18 protein-coding genes and 1 pseudogene are annotated in these 22,805 nt (G+C 70.5%); 12 read left to right on the forward strand and 7 right to left on the reverse strand.

What is annotated here, in order from left to right; all coding sequences use genetic code 11:
* Positions 1-5 precede the first annotated feature (5 nt).
* From AC07FY_RS10390 to AC07FY_RS10445, 12 genes and pseudogenes are all read left to right on the forward strand, one after another.
* Positions 6-1,427 carry a MinD/ParA family ATP-binding protein gene (locus tag AC07FY_RS10390; RefSeq protein WP_479003431.1) on the forward strand — a complete coding sequence of 474 codons (1,422 nt, stop codon included), beginning with the start codon at positions 6-8 and terminating at the stop codon, positions 1,425-1,427.
* A gap of 2 nt (positions 1,428-1,429) precedes the next feature.
* Positions 1,430-5,404 (forward strand): type VII secretion protein EccCa, encoded by a 3,975-nt coding sequence (eccCa, locus tag AC07FY_RS10395; protein ID WP_479003434.1) that lies wholly within the window; start codon positions 1,430-1,432, stop codon positions 5,402-5,404.
* An 86-nt stretch (positions 5,405-5,490) separates the two neighbouring features.
* Positions 5,491-6,909 carry a DUF6177 family protein gene (locus AC07FY_RS10400; protein ID WP_479003437.1) on the forward strand — a complete coding sequence of 473 codons (1,419 nt, stop codon included), beginning with the start codon at positions 5,491-5,493 and terminating at the stop codon, positions 6,907-6,909.
* A 116-nt stretch (positions 6,910-7,025) separates the two neighbouring features.
* On the forward strand, positions 7,026-7,358 hold the full coding sequence (locus tag AC07FY_RS10405) for a hypothetical protein (protein WP_479003440.1): 333 nt from the start codon (positions 7,026-7,028) through the stop codon (positions 7,356-7,358).
* 67 nt (positions 7,359-7,425) lie between these two features.
* The gene (locus AC07FY_RS10410; protein ID WP_446594877.1) at positions 7,426-7,737 is read left to right on the forward strand and encodes a pore-forming ESAT-6 family protein; all 312 of its coding nucleotides are present in this window, start codon (positions 7,426-7,428) and stop codon (positions 7,735-7,737) included.
* A gap of 48 nt (positions 7,738-7,785) precedes the next feature.
* The gene (locus tag AC07FY_RS10415) at positions 7,786-8,238 is read left to right on the forward strand and encodes a DUF6507 family protein (RefSeq protein WP_479003443.1); all 453 of its coding nucleotides are present in this window, start codon (positions 7,786-7,788) and stop codon (positions 8,236-8,238) included.
* The gene (locus AC07FY_RS10420; RefSeq protein WP_479003445.1) at positions 8,235-11,075 is read left to right on the forward strand and encodes a hypothetical protein; all 2,841 of its coding nucleotides are present in this window, start codon (positions 8,235-8,237) and stop codon (positions 11,073-11,075) included. The genes AC07FY_RS10415 and AC07FY_RS10420 overlap by 4 nt, the downstream gene beginning before the upstream one ends.
* Before the next feature lie 14 nt (positions 11,076-11,089).
* Complete coding sequence (locus AC07FY_RS10425) at positions 11,090-11,956, forward strand: immunity 49 family protein (protein ID WP_479003448.1); 867 nt, start codon at positions 11,090-11,092, stop codon at positions 11,954-11,956.
* Between the two features lie 193 nt (positions 11,957-12,149).
* Complete coding sequence (locus AC07FY_RS10430) at positions 12,150-13,010, forward strand: immunity 49 family protein (protein WP_479003451.1); 861 nt, start codon at positions 12,150-12,152, stop codon at positions 13,008-13,010.
* 21 nt (positions 13,011-13,031) lie between these two features.
* Entirely contained in the window at positions 13,032-13,892 is an 861-nt protein-coding gene (locus AC07FY_RS10435) for an immunity 49 family protein (protein WP_479003454.1), read from the forward strand.
* A 240-nt stretch (positions 13,893-14,132) separates the two neighbouring features.
* Entirely contained in the window at positions 14,133-14,984 is an 852-nt protein-coding gene (locus AC07FY_RS10440; RefSeq protein ID WP_479003456.1) for an immunity 49 family protein, read from the forward strand.
* Between the two features lie 70 nt (positions 14,985-15,054).
* A pseudogene (locus AC07FY_RS10445) lies at positions 15,055-15,498 on the forward strand (immunity 49 family protein); the annotation flags it as partial.
* 246 nt (positions 15,499-15,744) lie between these two features.
* Here the strand turns inward: AC07FY_RS10445 and AC07FY_RS10450 are convergent.
* The 7 genes from AC07FY_RS10450 to AC07FY_RS10480 form a co-directional block, all read right to left on the reverse strand.
* Positions 15,745-15,984: a hypothetical protein gene (locus tag AC07FY_RS10450; protein WP_479003459.1), complete on the reverse strand. Its 240-nt coding sequence runs from the start codon at positions 15,982-15,984 to the stop codon at positions 15,745-15,747.
* A 13-nt stretch (positions 15,985-15,997) separates the two neighbouring features.
* Positions 15,998-17,413: a WhiB family transcriptional regulator gene (locus AC07FY_RS10455; RefSeq protein ID WP_479003462.1), complete on the reverse strand. Its 1,416-nt coding sequence runs from the start codon at positions 17,411-17,413 to the stop codon at positions 15,998-16,000.
* Positions 17,414-17,539: 126 nt separating this feature from the next.
* Entirely contained in the window at positions 17,540-18,151 is a 612-nt protein-coding gene (locus AC07FY_RS10460) for a hypothetical protein (protein WP_479003465.1), read from the reverse strand.
* Positions 18,148-19,125, reverse strand: coding sequence for a hypothetical protein (locus AC07FY_RS10465; protein WP_479003468.1), 978 nt, complete (start codon positions 19,123-19,125; stop codon positions 18,148-18,150). The genes AC07FY_RS10460 and AC07FY_RS10465 overlap by 4 nt, the downstream gene beginning before the upstream one ends.
* Before the next feature lie 74 nt (positions 19,126-19,199).
* The gene (locus AC07FY_RS10470) at positions 19,200-19,820 is read right to left on the reverse strand and encodes a hypothetical protein (protein ID WP_479003470.1); all 621 of its coding nucleotides are present in this window, start codon (positions 19,818-19,820) and stop codon (positions 19,200-19,202) included.
* A 31-nt stretch (positions 19,821-19,851) separates the two neighbouring features.
* Positions 19,852-20,475 (reverse strand): hypothetical protein, encoded by a 624-nt coding sequence (locus AC07FY_RS10475; protein ID WP_479003472.1) that lies wholly within the window; start codon positions 20,473-20,475, stop codon positions 19,852-19,854.
* 12 nt (positions 20,476-20,487) lie between these two features.
* Entirely contained in the window at positions 20,488-22,740 is a 2,253-nt protein-coding gene (locus tag AC07FY_RS10480) for a hypothetical protein (protein ID WP_479003475.1), read from the reverse strand.
* Between the last annotated feature and the right edge of the window lie 65 nt (positions 22,741-22,805).

Raw genomic sequence — 22,805 nt, forward strand, 5'->3', positions numbered from 1 at the left:
CAGACATGCGACACGGAGACAACTGGCAGGGCGACGTCCTGCGCGACCTCAGGGGCGGGGCGCAGCCTCCCGCCGAGGTTCGGGGCGGCCCGAACCAGCCGGCGCCCGCCCCCGGCGACCCGCACCGGCCGGGCCCCCCTCCCGGTGGCCCGCAGCTGCCGGGCCCCGGTGCGCAGGCCCCCGCCCCGGGCCCCTTCCCGGGCTCCGCCCCGGGCGCACCGGCCGCTCCGGGCGCTCCGGACCCCGGCTACGGCTACCCGCCCCGGGCCGCCGCCCCGGGCGCGCCCGATCCCGCGTACGGGTACCCGCCGCAGGGCCCGGCCGGAGCGGTTCCGCACCCGGCCGGCGCCGTACCGCAGGGCCACCCCCAGCCGCACGCCCCCCAGCCGCACGCCCCTCAGCCGCACGCGCAGGCGCATTCGGGGCCCGCGTACGCCCCCCAGCCGCACGCGCAGACGCACCCCGGGCCCGCGTACGCCCCGGCGGGGCCCCGGCGGTCGGCGCCCGCCCCCGAGTCCCGGCCCGCCGTGGACCGGAAGCTCGCCGGTGCCGGGCGCAGGCCCCGGCACGGTGAGCCGTTCGGCGCCCGCGCCCTGCGCGCCGTACGCAGAACCGTTTCCTCCTCCGCCGCCCGCGAGGTGGCCGAGGCCACCCGGGCCGCCGAGCTGCTCCAGCAGCCCGTGACCACCGGCCGCCAGATCGCCGTCACCTCCATCCGCGGCGGCGCCGGCAAGTCCACGGTCGCCGCCCTGCTCGGCACCACGTACGCGCACTACCGGCAGGACCCCGTCCTCTTCGTCGAGGCCGACCCCGCCCTCGGCTCCCTGCCGATCCGCCTCGGCGCCGAGTCCCTGCGCTGGACCACCGGCGACGTCGCGGACATCGTCGAACCCCAGATGTCGCTGCTCGACGTCACCGGCTACCTGGTGCAGCTGCGCGACAACGCATGGCTTCTGCCCGGCAGCCAGGGCCAGATCGGCGCGATGCTCGACACCCGCTCCTACGAGCGGGCCATGGTCGCGCTCCGCCGCTACTTCGGCGTCACCGTCGTCGACTGCGAGACGCTGCCCGCCGAGGTGGCCCGCGTCGCGCTCTCCGCCTCGCAGGCCCGCGTCCTGGCCGCCCCCGCCACCCTGGACGGGGTCACCAGCACCTACGCGGTCCTCCAGTGGATGCAGGGGCTGCCCCAGCACGTCATGGCGAGCACCGTCGTCGTGCTCACCGAGCAGGCCCCGCACTCCGGGATCGACCTGGCCGAGGCGGCCCGCACCCTCCAGGCGGCCGGGCCGAGCGTCCACGTCCTGCCGTACGACCGGCACCTGGCCGACGGCGGCCGGATCCGTACCGACCTGCTCGCCCACTCGACCCGGCAGACCGCCGCCCGGCTCGCCGCGGACGTCTTCCAGCTCTCCCAGAAGCGCCACTGACGATGAGTACCCGACTGATCCACCGCCCCGCGCGGACCGTCCGCCCCCCGGCGGCGCCCGCGGCCCGCACCATCGAGGCCCCGCCCAACCTCCCCGAGGGGAAGGCGGGCAACATCGCCATGTCGCTGCTGCCCGTGGCCGGGGTCATGTCGTCCGTGGTGATGATGACGGTCGTGCGCAACAGCCAGTTCGCCGCGCTCGGCGCGCTCATCCTGGTCGTCACCATCGTCGGCTCCCTCGCGCTCGTCTTCTCCCAGCGCGGCAAGGCGCAGCGCACCCGCCGCACCCAGCGCGAGGCGTACCTCGCCTACCTGGAGGACCTGCGCGAGGAACTCGCCGCCGAGGAACGCGAACGCGGCGAGCACGCGGACGTGCTCAACCCGCCGCCGCACGCCCTGTACGACATCGTCCGCGACCCCGCCCGGCTGTGGGAGCGCCGCCGCGTCGACGGCGACTTCCTGCGGGTGCGCGTCGGCACCGGCCAGATGCCCGTACGCGACCTGCAGATCGGGCAGCAGGGATCGACCGTCCTGACCCCGCCCGACCAGTTCATGCTCAACGAGGCGTCGGCGCTCACCGCCCGCTTCCGCAACGGCACCGAACTCCCGCTCACCGTCCCACTCGACCGCGTCGGCAACGTCAGCGTCATCGGCCCCCGCGAGGACTGCCTGCGCGTCGCGCGCGCCCTGCTGGTCCAGGCCGCCGCCCTGCACGCGCCCGACGACGTGGCCATCGCCCTCGCCGTGCCCGGCGACCGGCTCGAGGACTGGGAGTGGGCCAAGTGGATGCCGCACCTCCTGGACACCGAGCAGCTCGACGGCCCCGTCGCCGCCCGCCGCATCGCCGCCTCCCCGGCCCAGCTCGCCCGCCAGGTCGGGCCGGAGCTGCGCCGCCGGGCCTCCTACGCCGCCGAAGTGCGCCGGGGACTGTCCGGCAAGGACGCTCTGGCCATGACCTCCCGGCTGCTCGTCGTGACCGACGGGCACGGCGAGGACGCCGTCGAACTGCCCCGCCCCGACGACGCGGTGGGCCTGCGCGACATGGGCGTCACCGTCCTGCACCTGCTGGAGAAGCGGGTGCAGGAGCCCGGACACGTCGGCGTACGGATCACCGTCGACGGCGACCAGGTCCTCATCGAGGACCTCCGCCAGGACGAGCCCATCAGCGCCCACGGCACCGTGGACGAGGTCGGCATCCCCTTCGCCGAGGGCCTGGCCCGGATGCTCGCCCCGCTGCGCCTGTCCGCCGAGTCCCTCATCGACGCCCCGCTCTCCGGACCCGTCGACTTCGCCGACCTGCTCGGCATCGACGACGTGGCCCGCCTCGACCTGCCGGAGCTGTGGGCCCCGCGCGGCGAACGGGCCTTCCTGCGCGTGCCCATCGGCATCAGCGACTCCCGCGAGCCGGTGCTGCTGGACCTGAAGGAGTCCTCCGAACTGGGCATGGGCCCCCACGGCCTGTGCGTCGGCGCCACCGGATCCGGCAAATCGGAACTGCTGCGCACGCTCGTCCTCGCCCTGGTCGCCACCCACCCGCCGGAGGACCTCGCGCTCGTCCTCGTCGACTACAAGGGCGGCGCCACCTTCGCGCCGTTCGCGGACCTGCCGCACGTCGCCGGCGTCATCACCAACCTGGAGAACCAGGCCGGTCTGGTCGAGCGCGTCCACGCCTCGCTCGCCGGCGAGGTCAAGCGCCGCCAGCAGGTCCTCAAGGACGCCGGCAACGTCGCCGACATCGGTGACTACGCCGCGCTGCGCGCCGAACGCCGCCCCGAGCTCGACCCGCTCCCGCACCTGTTCGTCGTCATCGACGAGTTCGGCGAACTCCTCACCGCCAAGCCGGACTTCATCGACCTGTTCCTGTCCATCGGCCGCATCGGCCGCTCCATCGGCGTGCACCTGCTGCTGTCCAGCCAGCGCATCGAGGGCGGCAAGCTCAAGGGCCTGGACACCTACCTCTCCTACCGCCTGGGCCTGCGCACCTTCTCCGCCGACGAGTCCCGCACCGTCCTGGACACCACGGACGCCTTCCACCTCCCGCCGCTGCCCGGGTTCGGCTACCTCAAGGTCGACACCAGCCACTACGAGCGGTTCAAGGCGAGCTACGTCTCCGGCGCCTACCGGGGGCCCGTACAGCGCTCCGAGGAGGACGACAGCGGCCCCCTCGCCCTGGAGTACGAGGCCTTCAACACCCTCTCCAAGCCGGAGGCCACCGGCGCCCAGGAGCCCTCCGCGCGGCGCCGCGAGACCGGCCCGACCGAGATGGGCGTCATCGTCGACCAGCTGCGGGGCGCCGCCGCCCCGGTCCGCCGCATCTGGCTGCCCCCGCTGCCCGACGCGGTCTCCCTGGACGCGGTCGCCGGCCCCCTCGACGTGGGCGCCCGCGGCATGCAGCTCGCCAAGCGGCGCGGCCGGCTCGTCGTCCCCCTCGGCCTGCTCGACGACCCGACGAAGCAGTGGCAGGGCGAGTGGTACCTCGACCTCACCGTCGCGGGCGGCCACGCCGCCGTCATCGGCGGCCCGCAGTCCGGCAAGACCACCCTGCTGCGCACCCTGGTCCTCTCCCTCGCGCTGACCCACACCCCGCAGGAGGTCGGCGTCTACGGCCTCGACCTGGTCGGCGGCGGCCTCCAGGCCCTGTCGGGCCTGCCGCACGTCGGCGGGATCGCCGGGCGCGCCGACCGCGAGCGGGCGGCCCGGACCGTCGAAGAGGTGCGCACCATGCTCGCCCTGCGCGAGGAGGTCTTCCGCGAGCACGGCATCGACTCCGTCGAGCAGCTGCGCACCCTGCACGCGGCCGGGCGGCTGCCCCAGCTGGCCTCCGCCGAGATCGTCCTGGTCATCGACGGCTTCGGTGCGCTGCGCGACGACTTCGAGGAGCTCGACGACGCCGTCGTCGACATCCTCAAGCGCGGTGGCGGCTACGGCATCCACGTCGTGGCGGGCATGCTTCGCTGGAACGACGTCCGCATCGCCACCCAGTCCAACTTCGGCACCCGGGTGGAACTGCGGCTCAACGACCCCAGCGAGTCGAGCATCGAGCGCAAGCTTGCCGAGACCCTGTCGCCCGACGAGCCCGGCCGCGTCCTCACCGACGGCAAGCTCTTCGCACAGGTGGCCCTCCCCCGCACGGACGGGTTGCGCGACACCGCCGAACTGGGCTCGGTGCTGGAGCGCACGGCCCGCACGATCCGCGCCACGTGGAGCGGCGAGGCCGCCCAGCCGGTACGGGTGCTGCCGCACCTGCTGGAGCCGCACCTGCTGCCGGGCCCGGTCGGCGAGCCGAAGCGGGTGCCCATCGGCCTCGACCAGAGCGCCCTGGCGCCCGTCCTGCTGGACCTGTTCCACCACGACCAGCACCTGCTGGTCATGGGCGACAGCGAGTGCGGGAAGACGAACCTGCTGAAGACGATCGCCGGCGGCCTCGTCGAGCGCTACGGCGAGGACGAGCTGGTCTTCGCCGTCATGGACCCCCGGCGCAGCCTGCGCGGGGTGGTCCCGGAGGAGTTCAACGGCGGCTACGCCTACAACACCAAGATGTGCGCCGGGCTGGCCGCGGGCATCGCCACCGAGCTGGAGCGGCGGCTGCCCGACGACAGCGCTCCGCTGGAGGACCTGGAGCCCGGCAGCTGGGGCGGCGGACCGCGCATCGTCGTCCTCGTCGACGACTACGACGTGCTCACCACGGCGGGGCAGTCGCCGCTCGCCCCGTTCGTGCCGTACGTCCCGTCGGCGATGGACATCGGCCTGCACTTCGTCCTGACGCGCCGCGTCGCGGGCGCCTCGCGCGGCATGTACGAGCCGCTGGTGCAGGGCCTGCGCGAGTCGGGGGCCTCGGCCGTCGTCATGGCGGGCGACCGGGGCGAGGGCCAGCTGTTCCCGGGGGTGTACGCCTCCCAGCATCCCGCCGGGCGCGGTGTGCTGATCCGCAGGGGCCAGTCCAACCGCCTGATCCAGACCGTGTACACGCCCGAGTAGGGCCCGCGCCCGCGCAGGGCCTGCATCCGGCCCGTCCCCGACCCGACCCCTCCCTGACACCGGACTGCGAAGGACCGTAGGACCCCATGACCAAGGACGTCATAGCCCTCACGCCGAAGATGCCCGATCCGTGGGCGGTCCTCGCCGGCCTCCTGTCCGGCGGTCCGGACAAGCTGGTGGACACGACGGGCGAGGGGGCGGTCGTGCAGCTCTGCGACGAGCAGGGCCGGCCGCTGGTCTCGGTCGAGGCGCCGCTGCTGGTGCAGGTCGAGGGCGAGGCGGAGCGGCTGCTCGGGGCCACCCCGCCGCGCGTTCCGTTCTGGTGGACCGAGGCAAGGGCCACCACCGGAGTCCCCGACGCCGAGCGGCTCGCGGGGACCTTCGCGGCCCGCCTCGCCGACCTGGCGGGCGGCACCGCCTGGCCTCCGGAGGCGGCGCGCTCGCTGGCCGTGGTCCGCAGCGACGGCGTCAGCGTCGCGCCCACGCCCGCCGCGGCGCAGCCCGCCGTCGACGTGCTGACCCCCCACGTCGCCGTGGTCATCATGGACCGCCCGGTCGTGGCCATGACGGCCTGGCTCTCCGACGCCTTCCGGGCCGCCGCAGCGGCCGAGCGGGGCCTGCAGGTCGTCACCCCGCCCGGCACCCTGCTGTCCCCCGCGGTGCTGGCCACCATGCCGGAGTGGCCCTCGCGGTGGGTCGTGCAGGACGAGCGGGAGGGCTATTACGACGGGCTCTCGGGCGCGGTGCTGCGCTGGCAGGAGGGCATGTTCGCCACCGTGGTGGCCGAGGACGCCACCGCGGACGACCCGCGGACGCCGGTCGCCGCCTCCTATCAGGAGGTCGCGGAGACGGCCGAGCGGCAACTGGCCGTCACCTTCCGCACCATCCACCCCGCGGACGACCGGCTGGTCCTCGGCGGCGCCCTGGAGACGGTGTGGCGCGAGCTGACCGGCGAGCCCCCGGCCGGCTGGGGCACGGCCGAGCCGGCCAACCTTCCCTGGTCCCCCGGCCGGCTGACCGACGTGGCCTTCGCCCGGGCCCCCGAGCCGACGTGGTTCGTCGTGGTGGGCAGCCCCGGGCGGCCGGGCCTGGCGACGGTGCGGATCAGCCGTACGAAGGCGGGCGTCGAGGAGACCGTGACGCTGGCGCTCGGCTACGGCGCCGGCGAGGAACCGCCGCTGGACGCCCTGCCCCGGACCGCCGAGGCCCTGGTCACCCGCCACCGGCTCCAGTCGATGCTCGTACAGCTCCGCAAAGCCCGCCGCGACCTGCTGGTACCGCCCCGTTTCGAGGGTCCGGGCGTGCCGCTGGCCTTCGTACTGGGCGCGGAGGAGGTCCGGGCCATGCCGGACGACCGCGCCCGGCGCACCCCGCTGGCCGAGCAGCCGGTGCGACTGGGGCCGAAGAACCGCCCGGGCTACTACTACCCGCTGCCGGGGGACCCGTCGGACCTGTCGGGGTGGGCGGTCTACGAGCAGCTGACGCGCCATCTGAAGGGTTCGTGAAGGGCTCTGGTGGATGTCATGGGTGCGTCACAACCCGCTCGTGGGCCGTCAGTGCCGCACGGTAACTTGATAGGACTGGACATACTTACGATCGTTCGGTTGTACGGGGGTGTGCTGTGAAGTTCGACATGGGGACGCAGGTCCTGACGAACCTGATGTCGGGGTCGCGTAACTCGAATACGGACCTGGGTTCGCTGATCAAGCAGTTGGTGGCGGCGGCGCAGCCGCTGGAGGGCAAGTTCCAGGGTCAGGGCAAGGTCGCGTTCGACTCGTTCAAGTTGCGTGCGGACGGGATCGCGAAGGAGCTGAACGCCTCGCTGGCGGCGATCCTGGGTGGTCAGTCGGGCATGGAGCAGGCGTTCGGGTCGGGTGACCAGGAGCAGGGCGAGAACGCGCGTCAGACGCAGGGTGCGGCGAACTTCGACGCGGCCCGTTTCCGGGGCCGCTAGGTCTGCTGCTGCGTCTGCTTCTTCTGTTTGGTCTTCTTTCGTCACGTTCACGGGGAGTGTGGTTGTGGTGGCTGGTGGGACGGACCGTCGTGCGTACGACGTGGGTGCCTCGACGGAGGTGCAGGGCGGTATCAAGGCCGTGATCGGCCAGCTGGAGCAGGTGATCGCGGCGCGTGAGGCGCAGGTCGCGGCGGCGATGACGGACTTCGCGGCGGATGGTGTGGCGGATGACTACCACGCCAAGGAGCTGCGGTGGAAGAACGCCTCGCAGGAGGTCAAGAACATCATCCAGCTGCTGAACACGACGTTGGAGAAGAACGACGCGACGGCGCGGCAGACGTTGCAGCGGGCGAAGGCCGCGGTCGACAACATCGGCTGAACAGGCGGCTGAAGTAGCACGGTTGGTTGCTGGTACGGGGGTTGGTTGATGACGTCGTGGGACATCAAGCCGCAGGGCGTGCAAAGCCAGTTGAAGACGGTGGGTACGAACGCCGGTGAGCTGGAGAAGGCGCTGAACGCCCTGCTCACGGCCATGTCGGAGGCGGCGCAGGCGGCGGGGACGGCCGTGCCGGGTTCGGCGTCGGGAATGACTGCGCAGGGCCCGCTGGCCCCGGGTGCGTCATCGGCCCCCAGCGGTGTGCCGTATCTGGCGCCGCAGAAGGCGATGGGCCCGGTCGCGGCAGCGCTGGGCGAGTACCTCACCGCCCGCAAGCCGGAGTTCAAGTCGATGGCGGAGCGGATCGAGGCGTGCATCCTCGGTGCGGTGAAGGCGACGAACGAGTATCTGGAAGGCGACCTCGATCAGGCCAAGGCGGCGCAGGACGCGGCCAGGGCCGTGAATCTCGAGGTGCTGCGCGAGAAGCCGGGGGGCAGGAAGTGAGCGGGGACGCGCCGGTCGATCCGGCGGAGATACCGGTCTTCACCGGGGATCTGGCGACGCTGGACGAGAAGGTCAAGACGATCTCGGCGGGCGGTGCCGCGGTCGCGACGAAGACCTCGGACGTGCACACCAGCTTCGGCGGTCTCCAGGCGTTCTACCAGGCCCCGGAGGCGGACCAGCTGTTCGCGACGACGAAGCCGGTCTCCGATCTGGGGTTGAAGCTCAGCTCCGACATGTGCACCATCGCCGGCGCGCTGGGGACGTACTCCCGTGACGCGGCGCCGGTCATCAAGAAGCTGGAGTCCCTCAAGGCCGAAGCGGTCGCGTTCCGCGAGAAGACCGACAAGGACGACAAGTGGCGTGAAGACGGCGACCTGATCGACGAGAACCTCGAGCGCCGCAACAAGATCGCCGAGGTGTGGGCCGAGTTCCAGGAAGTCGAGCGCGCCGCCTACGGGAAGATCGTCGCCCTGGTCGGCGGCAAGCCGCTGAAGGTCAACGACGGCTCCAACGCCAAGGACATGTACGGCTACGACGCCGAGGCGATGAAGCAGTCCAAGTCCCTGCCCTGGGGTGACGCCGTCGAGGAGTCCATCCCCGCCTGGCAGGTGTGGGAACACGCGTGGGAGTTCGGCAAGGGCGTCGTCGTGGACGGCGTCTGGGGCACCCTCAAGGGCCTCGGCGGCCTGGTCGGCCTCCAGGGCTGGGACGTGTTCAAGCAGTCCTGGACGGGCCTGGCGAAGCTGGGCACCGGCCTGGCCATCACGGCGATCCCGGGTGTCGGCCCGCTCTTCCTCGCCGCCCCCGACGACAAGCTCCCCTCCTGGCTCCGCGACTCGCGCACCGCCATGAAGGAGACCGGCAAGGCGCTGCTCGCCTGGGACCAGTGGGGCTCCAACCCCTCCCGTGCCGCGGGCGCGGTCACCTTCAACGTCGTCACCACGGTGTTCACCGGCGGCGCCGGCGGCGCGGTCTCGGGCGCGGGCAAGGCCGGTGCGGTCGCCAAGACCCTGTCGTTCGCGGGCAAGGCCGGCCGGGCCATCGACCCGATGACCTACATGTTCAAGGGCGCCGGTGCGGGCCTGTCCAAGATCGGCGACGTCATGGCCGGTCTCAAGGGCATGGGCAACATCGAGATCCCGAAGATCGACACGGACGGCGCGTTCGCCCTCCCCGAAGGCTCCCTCAAGCTCTCGGACGGCACGATCCAACTCCCCAAGGGCACGCCGACCCCGGACGGAGCGATCAAGCTCGCGGACGGCACCGTCAAACTCCCGGAGGGCACGACCACGTTCCCGCCCGGCACGGTCAAGCTGCCGGTGGACGGGCCGCCGCGGTTCATGGACATCGAAGGCAACATCTACAAGGCCGACGGCTCCCTCGATCAGAGCGGAACGGCCGCCAGGCAGGAGCCCTCGCCGGAGACGGGCGCGAACGTACCGCGCACCGATGCCCCGAAGGCGGACTCCCCGGCCACGGCCAAGGTCCCGGAGCGCGAACTGGTCGGCGCTGGCGTCCGCGGCGGTGACAACGCCATCCACCTCGGCTCGGACATCTCCGATCCGCTCCACGCCCTGGACAACGGCCCGCGCGGCGTCGACACCACCCCGACGGGCCGAGCCGGCGACGGCACCCCGGGCGGCCACGCCCCGGAGAACATGCCGCGCAACGACCTGAACCCGCCCTCCCGCGGCGGCGACACCCCGTCCCCGTCCGTCCACCCGGACACTCCGAGCACCGGCGCCACCCACCCGGACGGCCCGGGCGGAGGCGGCCGCGAGCCGGGCGGTTCGGGTGGTTCGGGCCACCCGGACGGCCCGACCGCAGGTGGCGCCCATCCCGAAACCCCGGGGGCCGGCGGCCCCGACGACCTCGGCCACAGCGCGGACGATGCCACCACACCCAGCGGCCACGCGGACGACGCCGCAGGCAACGGCACGCGCAACGGCGATGGGGAACCGCTGACGGCGGAGCGGCGCAAGGAGCTCCAGGACGAGCACGTCCGGCTCGCGAACGAAGACCCGGCCTGGTTCCAGAAGCACTACAGGGACGACGGCCACCGCTGGTCCAAGTCCGCAAAGGTGGACGGTGTCGAGCTGCCCATCCTGAAAAAGAACGCCGATGACCAGTGGATCGCCAAGTACGACATGCCCCATGGGCCGAGTGAGATCCGGTACAACCCGAAACCCATGGACACGGGCTCGGTCCCTCCCGTACATCAGGCGGATCTCAACACCGCTGCGGCCAACCGACGGGTGTCAGTGGACCTTTCCAACGCCGAGAAGGCGTTCAAGGAGGATCCGTCTCCGGCGAACCAGGACGCCCTCACAGCGGCCAAGAACGCTTATGACGCGCAGCTTCCCGGAGTTGCGAACAACAGCAAGATCGCGGAGGCGTTGGGCGAGAAAGCGGCAGAGCTGCATGTGGTCCCACGCGAGTTCACGGTCATCGAGCCCATCACGCTCCCGAAGACGCCCAACGGCGCCAACATGTTCGACGCTGCCTACCGGCTCGAAGGCGGCGAATACCTGATCGTGGAGGCCAAGGCACCCAAGGGTGACCTCGACTGGCGGAATGGGCGTGCCGACCCGGAGGACCCCCTCAATCCGCATGTCGGAGATGACGGCGGCGCCCAGGGCATGAGGGTCAAGCAAGGGACCCGGCCGTACATCCGCACGATCCTGGCCGAGATGACCCTTCGAGGCGGGGACGACGCCACGATCGCCGCGGAGCTCCGCACGGCTCTGAAGGAAGGAAAACTGAAATATGTCCTCGTGAAGGCGAACGAACATGGCGCCACCTACGCTGGTGCCAAGCTTGAGTACTTGAAGGTTTAGCGAGAGGAGGGCTTGTGGTCACCCGCATTCCCCGCCACGAGTTCCGTACGGACAACGCCGCCGAGGCCATGGCACCTGTCACCGCCAGCGCCGAGGAAGCGCTGGCAGGGCTCGAGACGTCGGAGGACGACCGCTACGACGCCCTGACACTCGCACTGGCCGCGGCCAAGTGGCACTGTCTGGCGGACCCCGTTGCGGACCGGTTCACGACGTGGGAGGCATGGGTGAAGGCCATGCAGGTGGGCACCGCGCTCTTCACGTCGGGTACGGCTGCGGCCGGTCCGGTCCCCTGCCGCATCGGGGTCAATGGCGAGGTGAAGAATCTGCCGGCGTCGGGACCGCAGGAATATTTGCATGCCGGAAACTGGCTCACCGCCTTCTATCTGGTCGCGATCTGCCGGGAGAACGATCGGGCGAACCAGCTGGCGCAGATCCCGCTCTCGTTCCTCCGGGAGTCCGGCGCCGAGTTCGACGAGTACCTCTACCCATGGGTGGAGACGCTTCAGAACCGGTGGTTCGGGCGGCAGGAGACATGGGACACCCTGGTCCGCGCTGTCAATGGCACGGACCCCGCACACGTGCGCATCGCCGACAAAGAGCTGATGCTCAAAATCCTGTATCCCCCGCTGAATCTCTTCCACCGCTACTTGAGCCAGGAGACCGCGCTCTTCAACGAGGCATTGGTCGAGGCCCTCACCTGGCACAAGGAGTACTGGACCGCGAACGAGGCCCGTTCACGAAGCGGTGAAGGTCTGGTCGCTCTCGGTCCGCTCGCCATCGCCTGTATGGCCCGCGACGCCGGCATGCCGATCGAGGTCGAGTCCGAGTACCTCCCGAAGGAGTTGCTGGAGTTCGGCTGGGCCGGCGAGGTCGACGCCTGAAAGCGAAGGACAAGTGGCATCGCCTCCAAACCCGTGGGGGGCGGGCCTGAGAGCCGGGAGTCGCGGGTCCTGGCCAGTTACTCCCGGCGCTGCGTATGAAAAATGTCCAGCAGGTGATGGTTCAGCCCAGGAACACGCCGGAAACTCTGCTGTGCGAACCGACTTCCTTCGATCTCTGCCCGGGAGGACGCTGATGGCACTTTCTGTTCCGCGTCATGAGTTCCTCCGTGACGACCTCCCGGGCCGTGACCCCGTCCTCAGCGAGGGTGTCGTGTGGGCGGTCGAAGACCTGCGGGAGGCACCCGAAGCGATCGCCGACGCCATGTCCGATGCCCTGCTCCTGGCGCAGGAGCGGAGCGTCCCGGACCCTGCGGCGGCGTGGTGGGAGACGTGGGAGGCATGGGTGGTCGCCATGCAGTGCGGTGCCGCCATGTTCGCGGCGGCGGCCACGACCGACGAGAGCGTCGAATGCCTCATCCACCACGAGAGGCGGTCCCTCCCCGCTTCCGGGCCCCGGTCCTGGGCGCACGCCGGGACCGGGATCAACGTCTTCTTCCTTTCGGTGATCTGCGGCGACAAGGCACGGCTGGACGCGCTCTGCGAGATCCCGCCGCCCCTGCTGCAGGCATCCGAAGCCGAGCTCGACCCGTACGTCCACCCGTGGATGGAGACGCTCCGGTCGTACTGGCTGACCCGTCCGAACCTCGGCGACCAGCTCCTCCAAGCCGCAGAAGGACTGGCGCCGCAGGCCGCTCCGATCGCCGGACCCGAAGTGACCACGCGGATCCTGTGGCCGGTGGTGGACCTCTTCCACCGCTTCGCCACCGCCGACCACGACCAGTTCAACCTTTCGCTCGCCCACGCCCTCACCCTGCACAAGCAGTACTGGACCGCTGACGCAGACCGCGCGCGCGATGCCCACGGGCCGGTCGCGGTCGGCCCGCTCGCGATGGCCTGCCTCGCCCATGACGCGGGCTTCCCCGTCGACGTCGAGTCCGAGTACCTACCGAAACACCTGCTCCAGCGCACGTGGGTCGGCGAGTTCACCACCTGACGAGCCAGGGAGTCCGATCCAGTGATCACAACCATGTGCCGCCAGGACTATCACAAGGACAAGATGGCGGCGGTGGTTCCCGTCATGGAGGAATCACTGGCCGAATCGCTGGAGAGGATCGAGACCTCGCACCAATCCAGGGCGGATGCCGTCATGGAGTCGCTGAACGTCGCCCTCGTTCGCGCCGTCGGGGACCCCGGCGCCGTCATGCTGGAGACCTGGGAGTCCTGGCTGCTGGCCATGCAGGTGCACTCGGCGGTCTTCGCCGCCACCGCTTCCGGCCTGGAAACGGTCACCTGCAAGATCCGCCAGGAGGAGCGCCACCTCCCTACCGCCGGGCCGCAGACCTACCTCAACGCGGAGACCTGGCTCGACGCCTTCCACCTCGCAGTCATCTGCCGTGAGTCAGCGCGCCTCGACATGCTGGCCCGGATCCCGGTGCCCCTGCTGCGCGACTTCGGCGGCGCCCTGGACGAGTACACCTATGCCTGGGTGGAGACCCTCCAGAGCTTCTGGCTCAACCGGGACGACCTGCGCACGCACCTGATCCGCGTCGTGGACCTGAGCGCTCCCGAGCAGGCGCGCGTCGTCGGCGCGGAGGAAATGAGCAAGCTCCGCTACCCGCCGATCATGATGCTCTACCGCTACCTGCGGGGCGATGTCGCCGGTTTCAACGAGGACCTGGCCGACGCCGTCCGCCGGCACAAGGAGTACTGGACCGCCGACGAGGACCGCGCGCACAACATCCTGGGCGTCGTAGCCCTCGCCCCCCTGGCGATCGCCTGCATGGCCAAGTCCAATGGCCTCGCGGTCGAGGTCCAGACCGACTACCTCCCCCAAGCACTCCTCGACTACGCCTGGCGCGGCGAGTTCGACGCATAACGCCGCCCCGCTCGACCACCGGCGACGTGCGGGACGCTCGCACGTGGCCGACACGAAGAGCCGCGCGCTCGCATCACCGGATGACGGCAAGGACGGCAAGGACGGCAAGGACGACGGCAGGCTACCGCCACGGCCGTCGACGACGGGACTCCTCCCTACGCCCTGGTTCAGGCTGTGGGAAACCGGCACATAGGCTGGCGTCGAGCTTGCGTTCCCCAAGACATACCAAGGACACGTGCGTTGGCCCCGATCATCCCCCGTCATCCCTTTCCCACGGAGCACGCGGAAGAGGGCCTCGCCTTTCTCGAGGAGAGCGCGGAGGCATGGACCGGCCGCCTGGAAGGACGCTCCACCAGTCTCGGCTCGGCCCTGAACAGCACGTTCATGGTTGCCCAGGCACGCTGCCTGATGGATCCGCGGGGTGCGATCCATCCCACCTGGGATGCCTGGGTGACCGCGATGCAGGTCGGCTCTGCCGTGTTCGCCGCGGCGACCACGACCGAGACCCACGTCCAGTGCCGCATCGCACACAAGGACCGCACCCTCGAAGCCACCGGCCCGCAGCCCTACGTGACCCCGGCCTCCTGGCTCACCGCGTTCTATCTGGCCGTGGTGTGCCGCGAGCGTGATCGGATCACCGCCCTGTGCCGGGTCCCGCTGTCACTGCTGCGGGAGAACGGCGGCGTTACCCAGGAATTCGAGTACGCCTGGATCGACACCCTCCAGACCTACTGGCTCGGTGGCCCGGACCTCGGTCAGAAGCTGGTGACCGCGATCGACGGGGCCGACCCGGAGACGGTGTCGGACCCGGAGACGGTGGGCCGGTTGTTCTACCCGCCGATGGAGATGTTCCACCGCGTCATCCGCAACGACGAGGCGGGGTTCAACCGTGCCCTCACGGCCGCTCTGCAGTGGCACCAGGAGTACTGGTCCCAGGAGGAACGGTCACACCTGATCTCGGGTCTCGTCGCGCTCGCGCCGCTCGCCATGACCTGCTTCGCCCGAGAAGCCGGCATCTCGATCGAGGTCGAGTCCGACTACATTCCCGCGGTACTGCTGAGCGGCAACTGGCTCGGCGAATTCCCCACGTGACGGACTTTTCCCGGGGTTGAGCAGCACAGGGCACTGAACGTCATGCGGCGCGTGGTGGGAGACGTGGGAGGCATGGGTGGTCGCCATGCAGTGCGGTTCCGCGATGTTCGCGGCGGCGGCCACGACCGACGAGAGCGTCGAATGCCTCATCCACCACGAGAGGCGGTCCCTCCCCGCTTCCGGGCCCCGGTCCTGGGCGCACGCCGGGACCTGGATCAACGTCTTCTTCCTGTCGGTGATCTGCGGCGACAAGGCACGGCTGGACGCGCTCTGCGAGATCCCGCCGTCCCTGCTGCAGGCATCCGGAGCCGAGCTCGACCCGTACGTCCACCCGTGGATGGAGACGCTCCGGTCGTACTGGCTGACCCGTCCGGACCTCGGCGACCAGCTCCTCCAAGCCGCAGAAGCCGGGCCTGGCCGACGCCGTCCGCCGGCACAAGGCGTGCTGGACCGCTGGCAAGGACCGCGGCCACGCATCCTGGCACCGTGGCACTCGCCCCTGGACATCGCCTGAGCGGCGAGTTCGACGCATAGCACCGCAAGCGCACGAAAGGGAGGCCGCGACCAACCGGCTGAAGCCCTGCAATGGCAGACGCCCTGCCGCTTCTGCCTGGCAGTCTCACGTCTCAAGGAAGCGCATCAGCCCTGGGCGGACGGCATCCACCGACACGAGGAAGCCCCTCCCCGGTGATCGCGGAGGGGCCTCCACAGAGCCGCTTCCGGCGGGCCCGGCCCGGTCCTCGGTGTCGGTCGAGTGCGCTCACTCCGCCGATTCGGTGGTTCCGTCCGGGTGGATCAGGAGGCGGATCGCACCGCCGTAGCGGTCGTCGCTGATCGTCGCCCAGGCCGGGCCGCCCATCTGCTGGGCGCGCTGCTGGAGGATGGAGATGATGATCTCTTGAATGTCGACGTAGGGCGGAGCGGTCACGGGTACGCCGTCGATCAGGCCCGCGCTGTGGGAGAAGACGCGGACTTCGGCGGGCGCGTGTGTGGGCTGCATGGTTCGGAACCCTTCAGGAGCCTGCGGCGAACACGCCGCCGGACGGGGAGACCACGGCGTACGTGCCGCGGGAGAGGCGCAGCAGGCTGCCCGACCTGGCCAAGGCGGACAGGGCGTTGCTGACCGACTTCGCCGGGTCCTGGTACGCCCCCCGGGGCAGGGCCAACAGCACGTCCCGGGCGGTGAACGGCCCCGGGAAGGAGGTCACGGCTTCTTCCACGGCCCGCCGCAGGCTGAGCGCGGGCAGCGGGGCGAACGGCGGCACGCCCCCCGAGGCGAGGTCCGGCACGGACCGCAGCTGCGTGTCACGGGACCCTCCGGCACGGAGCCGGTCGGGAGCCGGGGACCGCGGCGCCTCGACGGCGTACTGGTCGATGTGCGCGCTGAGTTCGCCCAGGCAGGCGTGGACGGCGGCCAGTTCCGGTCCGTGCAGGATGTCGGAGCCCGGGGCGCCGCCGTCCGGCGCGGTGCTCAGCACGGCCGTGAGCACCTCGATCCGGCGAATCGATTCGGCAAGCCGGTGCAGCAGGGGCTCGAATATCTCCTGGCGCAGCGCGGACAACGGGTCGTCTGCCGCGAGCTCGACGCTCACCGAACCCGTGAGCCCGTTGGTCGCCGGCCGGTCGGCCAGGTCCTCACCCGCGGCAGTACGCCAGGCCTCCAGGCACCGGCGCAACTCCCCGAGGACGTGGCAGAGTTCCGGCTTGATCCCGGAGGAGGGGATGCGGACCAGGATCGCCGCGATCCGCTCGGTGACCTCCAGCGTCGGGAGGGCTGAGCTGAGCAGGGGACCGAGTACGGCCTTCTGTATGGCTCGGGCCGGATCGTCGAGCGAGAATGTGATCCGTTCGCCTGCCGGGGCCGCCATCGATACCTCGTGTGTGTTGACTCGCTGTTGACCGACCTGCGGCCCTGCCGCCGACCGGTGTGCCTTGCCGTTCACCTGGACGCCCGGCGGATCCGTACGCGTACCCGTGCCCGCCGCCGAGAGGGCGGGCCGTCTCGCCCGGTACCCCTGGAGCGCGTGGAACGCCTGGAGGACGACATCGTCGCCGACGTCCTCCGGGCGCCTCCCACGGTCCGGCCAGGGGGACAGTCGCCCCTGCCCGTCGCCGATGCCGATGCGCCGCCGGATCCACCGCCGGTCCTGCCGGGTGGTGGCCGCCACGTAGCCGCCGGGATCGTCCCGGGCGACCGCTTCCCGCAGGCATTCCGCCCACAGCGGGCAGGAGGAGCAGAGCTGACGGGCCGCATGCGTGAGCGCCTGGCGCCTGCGCGTCTGGAGCGGAGGTCCGGCGACCCGGCCAGCGGGAGTGCTCGTGAGCAGTGGCTGATCGAAGATGTCCGGCCGTCGCTGGCAGGGCAGAAGGGTGGATGCGCCGGCCGCCTGTACGGATGTGGGCGGCGCTGAGCGTGCTGTCGTGACCATAAAAAGTCTCCCCCGAGGTGATCATGACTCGGGGCGACTCTAGAGCAGGCCGATCGTTCAGCCCAAAGTTGTCTCATAGGCGCTGATGTGTATACCGGATAAGGCCATTGATGGTCCATCAGTCAACTAATTATCCGCGTCGACCGCCGGTACTCCGCGTCGGGAAAAGCGCTTCATTCGCCCGATCCGGCGCCGCACCGCGGCGATTCCACCACCCCGGGCGACCAGCACCAGGGTCAGGCCGAGGAAGCCCATCGGAATAGAGGCGGCCGGAAGAACCGTGCCGGCCGCGGACGTGACGAGGAGGACCATGTCCGCGAGCACGACGGTGACGCCACGGCGCCCGGGGTGGGTCTTGGGTATCCAGGCCCCCATCAGGACCATCCCTGCCAGCGCCCAGTACCCGAACACGGTCTGCCCGCCGAACAGCCCGGCCGCCGAGCCGCCGGCGATCTCCGCGGCGGCTGCGAAGTAGCCGGCCACGGCGGCGGTGAACAGCGTCGACGTGAGCGCGAGCAGCAGCTGCCCGCGGCGGCGCATCAGCCAGAGCAGCCCGGCGAGAACGAACATCGCGCATATCGTGATGAACGAGGACATGCTGGTCGAGGCGAGCGCGAAGATGGTGTACCCGCCGGCCAGCGCGAAGACGATCCGGCGGAGCAGCCGCACGGCCCACGCGTCGTCGCGCTCCTGGCGGAGGAAACGACGGACGGAGTCGAGGGAAGGGCGAGGGATCATGCCGGACCGTCCATACCTGGGGCGAGGGGGCGGGTGTCGAGATGCGGACCGGCCGCGGGGCCGGCAACGGAAGCCGGCGCGGGGGTCACGGCCCGAGTGGTCTTGAGTGGCTGCTTGAAACCCACCTGCCAGAGCGGGGTGTGCACGCTCTTCGGCGGGGCCTGCGACTGGGGCGCCTTGACGGCCTCGGCCTCGGCCTGCCCCGGGGCGAATGCCTCGGTGATCTCGTCGATCTGCGCCTTGCGGGCCTCGGGTGATTCGGCCGCGAAGCCCTGCGGATCGATGTAGCGCGGGAGCGTCGGGTCGTTGAACTGCGCGACGGCACGCACCGCGTCGGTCCCGGCCTCGGCCCGGGTCACCTCCGGCCACGCCTGATCGGGCTCGTAGGCGAAGTGGATGTTGCGCAGGCCGACGTTGGGGTTCTTGCAGAGTTCCCCCAGCTCCTGCTGGTGGAGGATCGACCGGGTGTCGGCGCTCTGCCCGAAGACGACGACCCGTCCTTCGGCCAGCCCGGCGTACGTCTTGGAGATGGTGGCCCAGGTTTCTTTGGCGTATCCGGGCTTGAAGCCCGCTTCCTCACCACCCAGGGCCTCGATGACTTCGTCTTCCCAAAGGAACATGTCGTCGAGTTCACGACCGCCTTGCGTCGTCTCCAGCGTCTGTGCCGCCCCGGGATGGGTCTTGCTCTGCTCGGCCGCCCACTCCTCCGCGATGAAGCGCTGCGACAGGAACGAAACCTTCCAGTCGTTCTCCGGCGCGTCCGGGTGCTCGATGCCGTACGACCAGAAAGCGCTGATCGGCTTCGTCCCGTCGGGTGGAGTGAGCTTCTTCGCGTCCCTGGCCAAGGTATCGATGTACTGTCTTTCCTTGGAAATCCAGGACACCCCGTCCTCCGCCGGCATGTCCTCCAGCCCGGCCGCCTCGGCGGCGGCCGAGATGCGCGTCACCACGGAGTCCGGATCGCTTCGCGCCATCAAGGTTGCCTGGTGCCGGGCATTCGCCCTGTGGAGGGCGCCTTCCTCTATGTGCTTCGGTATCGGTTCCGTGCTCACGGCCGTCCGGCCTTCAGGGGACGGGGATAGACCCTCAGCGTCATGTTGGCCACTCCCATGCGAGATCCGTCAGCGGTGCCCGTCGCGGGTGTGATGGTCAGGCTGGCGAGGGCGCCCTCCGGGGCGGCGAGCTCCCAGTAGGCGATGCGATAGGGGCGCTTCTGCTTACGCCGGGTTTCCAATGGCGGGACGACGAAATCTCCGAGCTCCTCCGGGAACGACGGCGAGTCCCAGGCTCCTTCCCAAGCCGGTTCGCCGAGGACCGACGACACGGCGTCGCGATAGAGGGGCCATGCCCGGTCGGCCTCGTCCAGCACCTGCGCATTGCCTTCCCGGCTGTCTGCCGCCTTACCCCACACCCAATGACGCAGGCTCTGCACGGGCGCCCAGCTGCCGCCCTGCGCGTTCAGCGTCATCTCGCCCCCGGTGTCGGTCAGCACGTTGAGCACGTACTCGAACTGGGTCGGCGTCCACCCGAACTGGGCGCACCACATGTCCAGGCCCTTTCCGGGCAGGGGCGGGCCGTTCCAGACCGTCTCCCACTGCACGTCGGCCAGCCCGCGCAGCTCGGTGATGAGTTCCTGCGGGGTCCGGTTCACCGGGGGTTCGAAGGACATGCGGTGGTCTCTCTTTCTCGCGTCTCGTACGTCACAGCCGCCAGCCGGGGCCACCGATCGGACGGGGGTCGGCCGGGCCGTGGAAGGTGAGGGTGATCGTCCCACCCCCCGGGCCCCGGCCCGTCCGGCAGTGCAGGTCAAGCACGATCACCGGGGCGAGCGGGTTGGAGTATCTCCACTGGGCCAGCCGGTAAGGCGCCCGGTGCTCCAGCCGCTCCTCGGCCTCACCCCACCGGCCGGGAGCGGGCGGCTCCGGGAAGTCGGGGCTGTCCCAGGCGCCCGCCCAGCCGGGCGGTCCCAGTGCGGTGGCCATCTGGGCGAGGTGGGCCGCGTAGCGGTCGAGGGCGATCGCCATGACGCCCGAGTCGTCGGACGTCGAGTCCGTCCTGACCCTCCAGGCGGTGTACGACGCCCGGGTGACGGGCCCGCCGGGGATGCCGGAGGAGGCCAGGTGCAGGCGGCCGCCCCGGAGCGTACGCACCCACAGGCCCGACTGGGCCCACAGCGGCTGCCAGTGGAAGCCCGCACACCATGCGGCGCGCTCGGCATCTCCCTCGGGCATCCCGGTCCACACGGCGCGCCAGTCCACCCGCAGGAGCTCGCCGAGTTCGGCGGCGAGCTCCTGCGGCGCGTGGTCGCTGATGACACTTGCCATGTTCGGCACTTCCTAGTGGGATACCCGCCCGCCACCGTCGCGCGGCGGCGGGGGCTGGAACGGCGGCCTCGGCTGAGGCGGCGGCCCCGGCGGGGAGGGCGGCCTCGGCTGGGACGGCGGCCCCGGCTGGGACGGCGGTGTCGGGGGACGCGGGTCGGCCGGCCGCACCACGGGCCCGTCCACGATGGCGACCCGCCCGGTCGGACGCGGTGCCGGCTGGAGTGTCGGGGCCGGGGCCGGCTGAGGTCCGGGCGCGGGCTGCGGCGCGGGCGGGTTTGCCTGCTGAGGCACTGGCGCTTGGGAGCCGCTGACCCGACCACTGCGGCGCCGGGACGGCTCGGCGGGGGGCGTGTCCCCGGACTCCGCGGCCTCGGCCGCCTTCCGCTTCTGCATCTGCTCGTACGCGTCCTGCTGCAGCTCACCGGCCTTCTGCTGGCCCTTGCGCTGGCCCCGCTTGGTGCTGCTCGGAGCGATCCAGCCGCCCTTCTGCAGCCTTCCGCCGAGCGCGACCTTGTCCATGCCGCGGCCGACGTTCCCGCCGATCCGTCCGGCGGTCCGCCCGGTCGCCCGGCCCGCCACCCTGGCCGTGCCGGCGGCGGCATTGCCCGCGAGGCGCTGGCCCTGCGCGCCCAGCTTGCTGCTCACCGAGTTCGCCATGTCGCCGGCGCCGAGGCCGTCCTCCGCGCCCGCAATCTTCGGGCTGTACGTGCCCGAGAGCAGCTTCTTCAGCATCATCACGACGGAGATCGTGACCAGCAGGAGCATCAGCAACTGCATGCCGAGGGATATGCGCGCGGGCAGGATCATCTGGTAGAGCACGAGCAGCACGGTGAGCACGACACCGAATCCGGCGCGCAGCACGAAGCTGTGGATGAACGTCTCCAGCCAGCCCTTGAGGAGCTTCTGCTGGGACGGGTGGATGCCCAGGGTCGCGATCAGTGGCAGCATGATGATCATGATGAGGGTCACGGCGTGCCACAGCAGCGTGAGCGCACTGAGCACGATCACCATGAGACCGACGATCAGTGCGGCGAACACCGAGTAGAAGGAGATCGCGAGCCGGTCACCGGCGTTGTGGCCGGCCCATTCCTCGAAGGAGACCGGGTAGATGAAGTGGTCGCCGCTATCTTTGTTGGCATTCCGGCCACCCGCCATTTCGTAGCGAATGGGGATCCATTTATCCTCGTACTTTTTGAGGGACTTGCCGATCTCCTTGTTGGTCCGGGCCTGGGCCACCAACTGGCGCACCCGGAGGTCCTCACAGCGCGCGCTCCCCTTGACGCCCCAATCACACTCCTTGGTGGAACCCTTCGGGGCGCAGTCCCGGCTCAGGCCGCCTTCGTCGTTCTTGAAGATGCAGTTGTTGCCCGGCTCACCGAACTGGCCCAGAGCCCACGGACGAAAGAGCAGTGTGTCGTACATGGCACAGCTGTTGACGCGCACACCTCGGTTGCGCGCGTTCTCGGGCAGGTCGCACGGGGGCGGCATCGTTCCGGAGAGGCCGCCCAGCACTGCCTCACCGAGCAGGGAATTAGCCTGCGAGATACCGGAATCCGCCTCGTCGATGAACTTGTTGTAGTTGCCGCCGGTGAGCATGACCACTACGGCGACCGTGGTCAACGACGCCCAGCCGACGCCCGACCATGCCTCTCGCATCTCATTCTTGCGCCACTTGCCGAACACCCAGATCCCGGTGAGCGTGATCATGAGGGGTACGGCGGGTATGAAGAGCTTCGTCTTGAGCGTCTCCACGGCGTTGTCGCGCCCCGTGTACAGACCAGAGAGCGGGCTGGGGTTGGAGGCGTACTCCTTGATGGAGATGGCCGTGCGGGTCAGCATCTTGGTGAGGTCGAAGACCGTGTCCGCGATGCCGTTGTTGATGTAGTCCATGATGGAGCAGTTGTCGGCACCATTGCCGTTCAAGCCCAGCCACCCCTCGTCCTGGGAGGCATCTCCGAGACCGCGCATGGTCATGGACCAGTTGAGCCCACGCACGCCGGCGAGCTCGTACATCGTGTAGTTCTCGGCGCCCAGCGGCATGTCGGAGGGCCCGTCGAGGAAGCCCGTCGTGTCGTTGAGGTTCTTGCCGCGTTTGTCTTCCCACTGCTTGACGGCCGGCATGATCGATTCGATCTGGCCGGGGTTGTCCATCTGGTAGTTGTCGTCGCCCGTGAAGGAGCACGAGAAACTGATGGCGTTGGCCGAGTTGGGCACCGCCATGGTCAGGGCGAGCAGCGCGAACACCAGGAACGCGCCGACGCGCACTGCACGCCCGGCCGCCTTCACCCGTTGACGGGGCGAGCGTCGGGCGGAGACATCTCCGCGTGACT

The sequence above is a fragment of the Streptomyces sp. NPDC045967 genome, assembly GCF_056430495.1.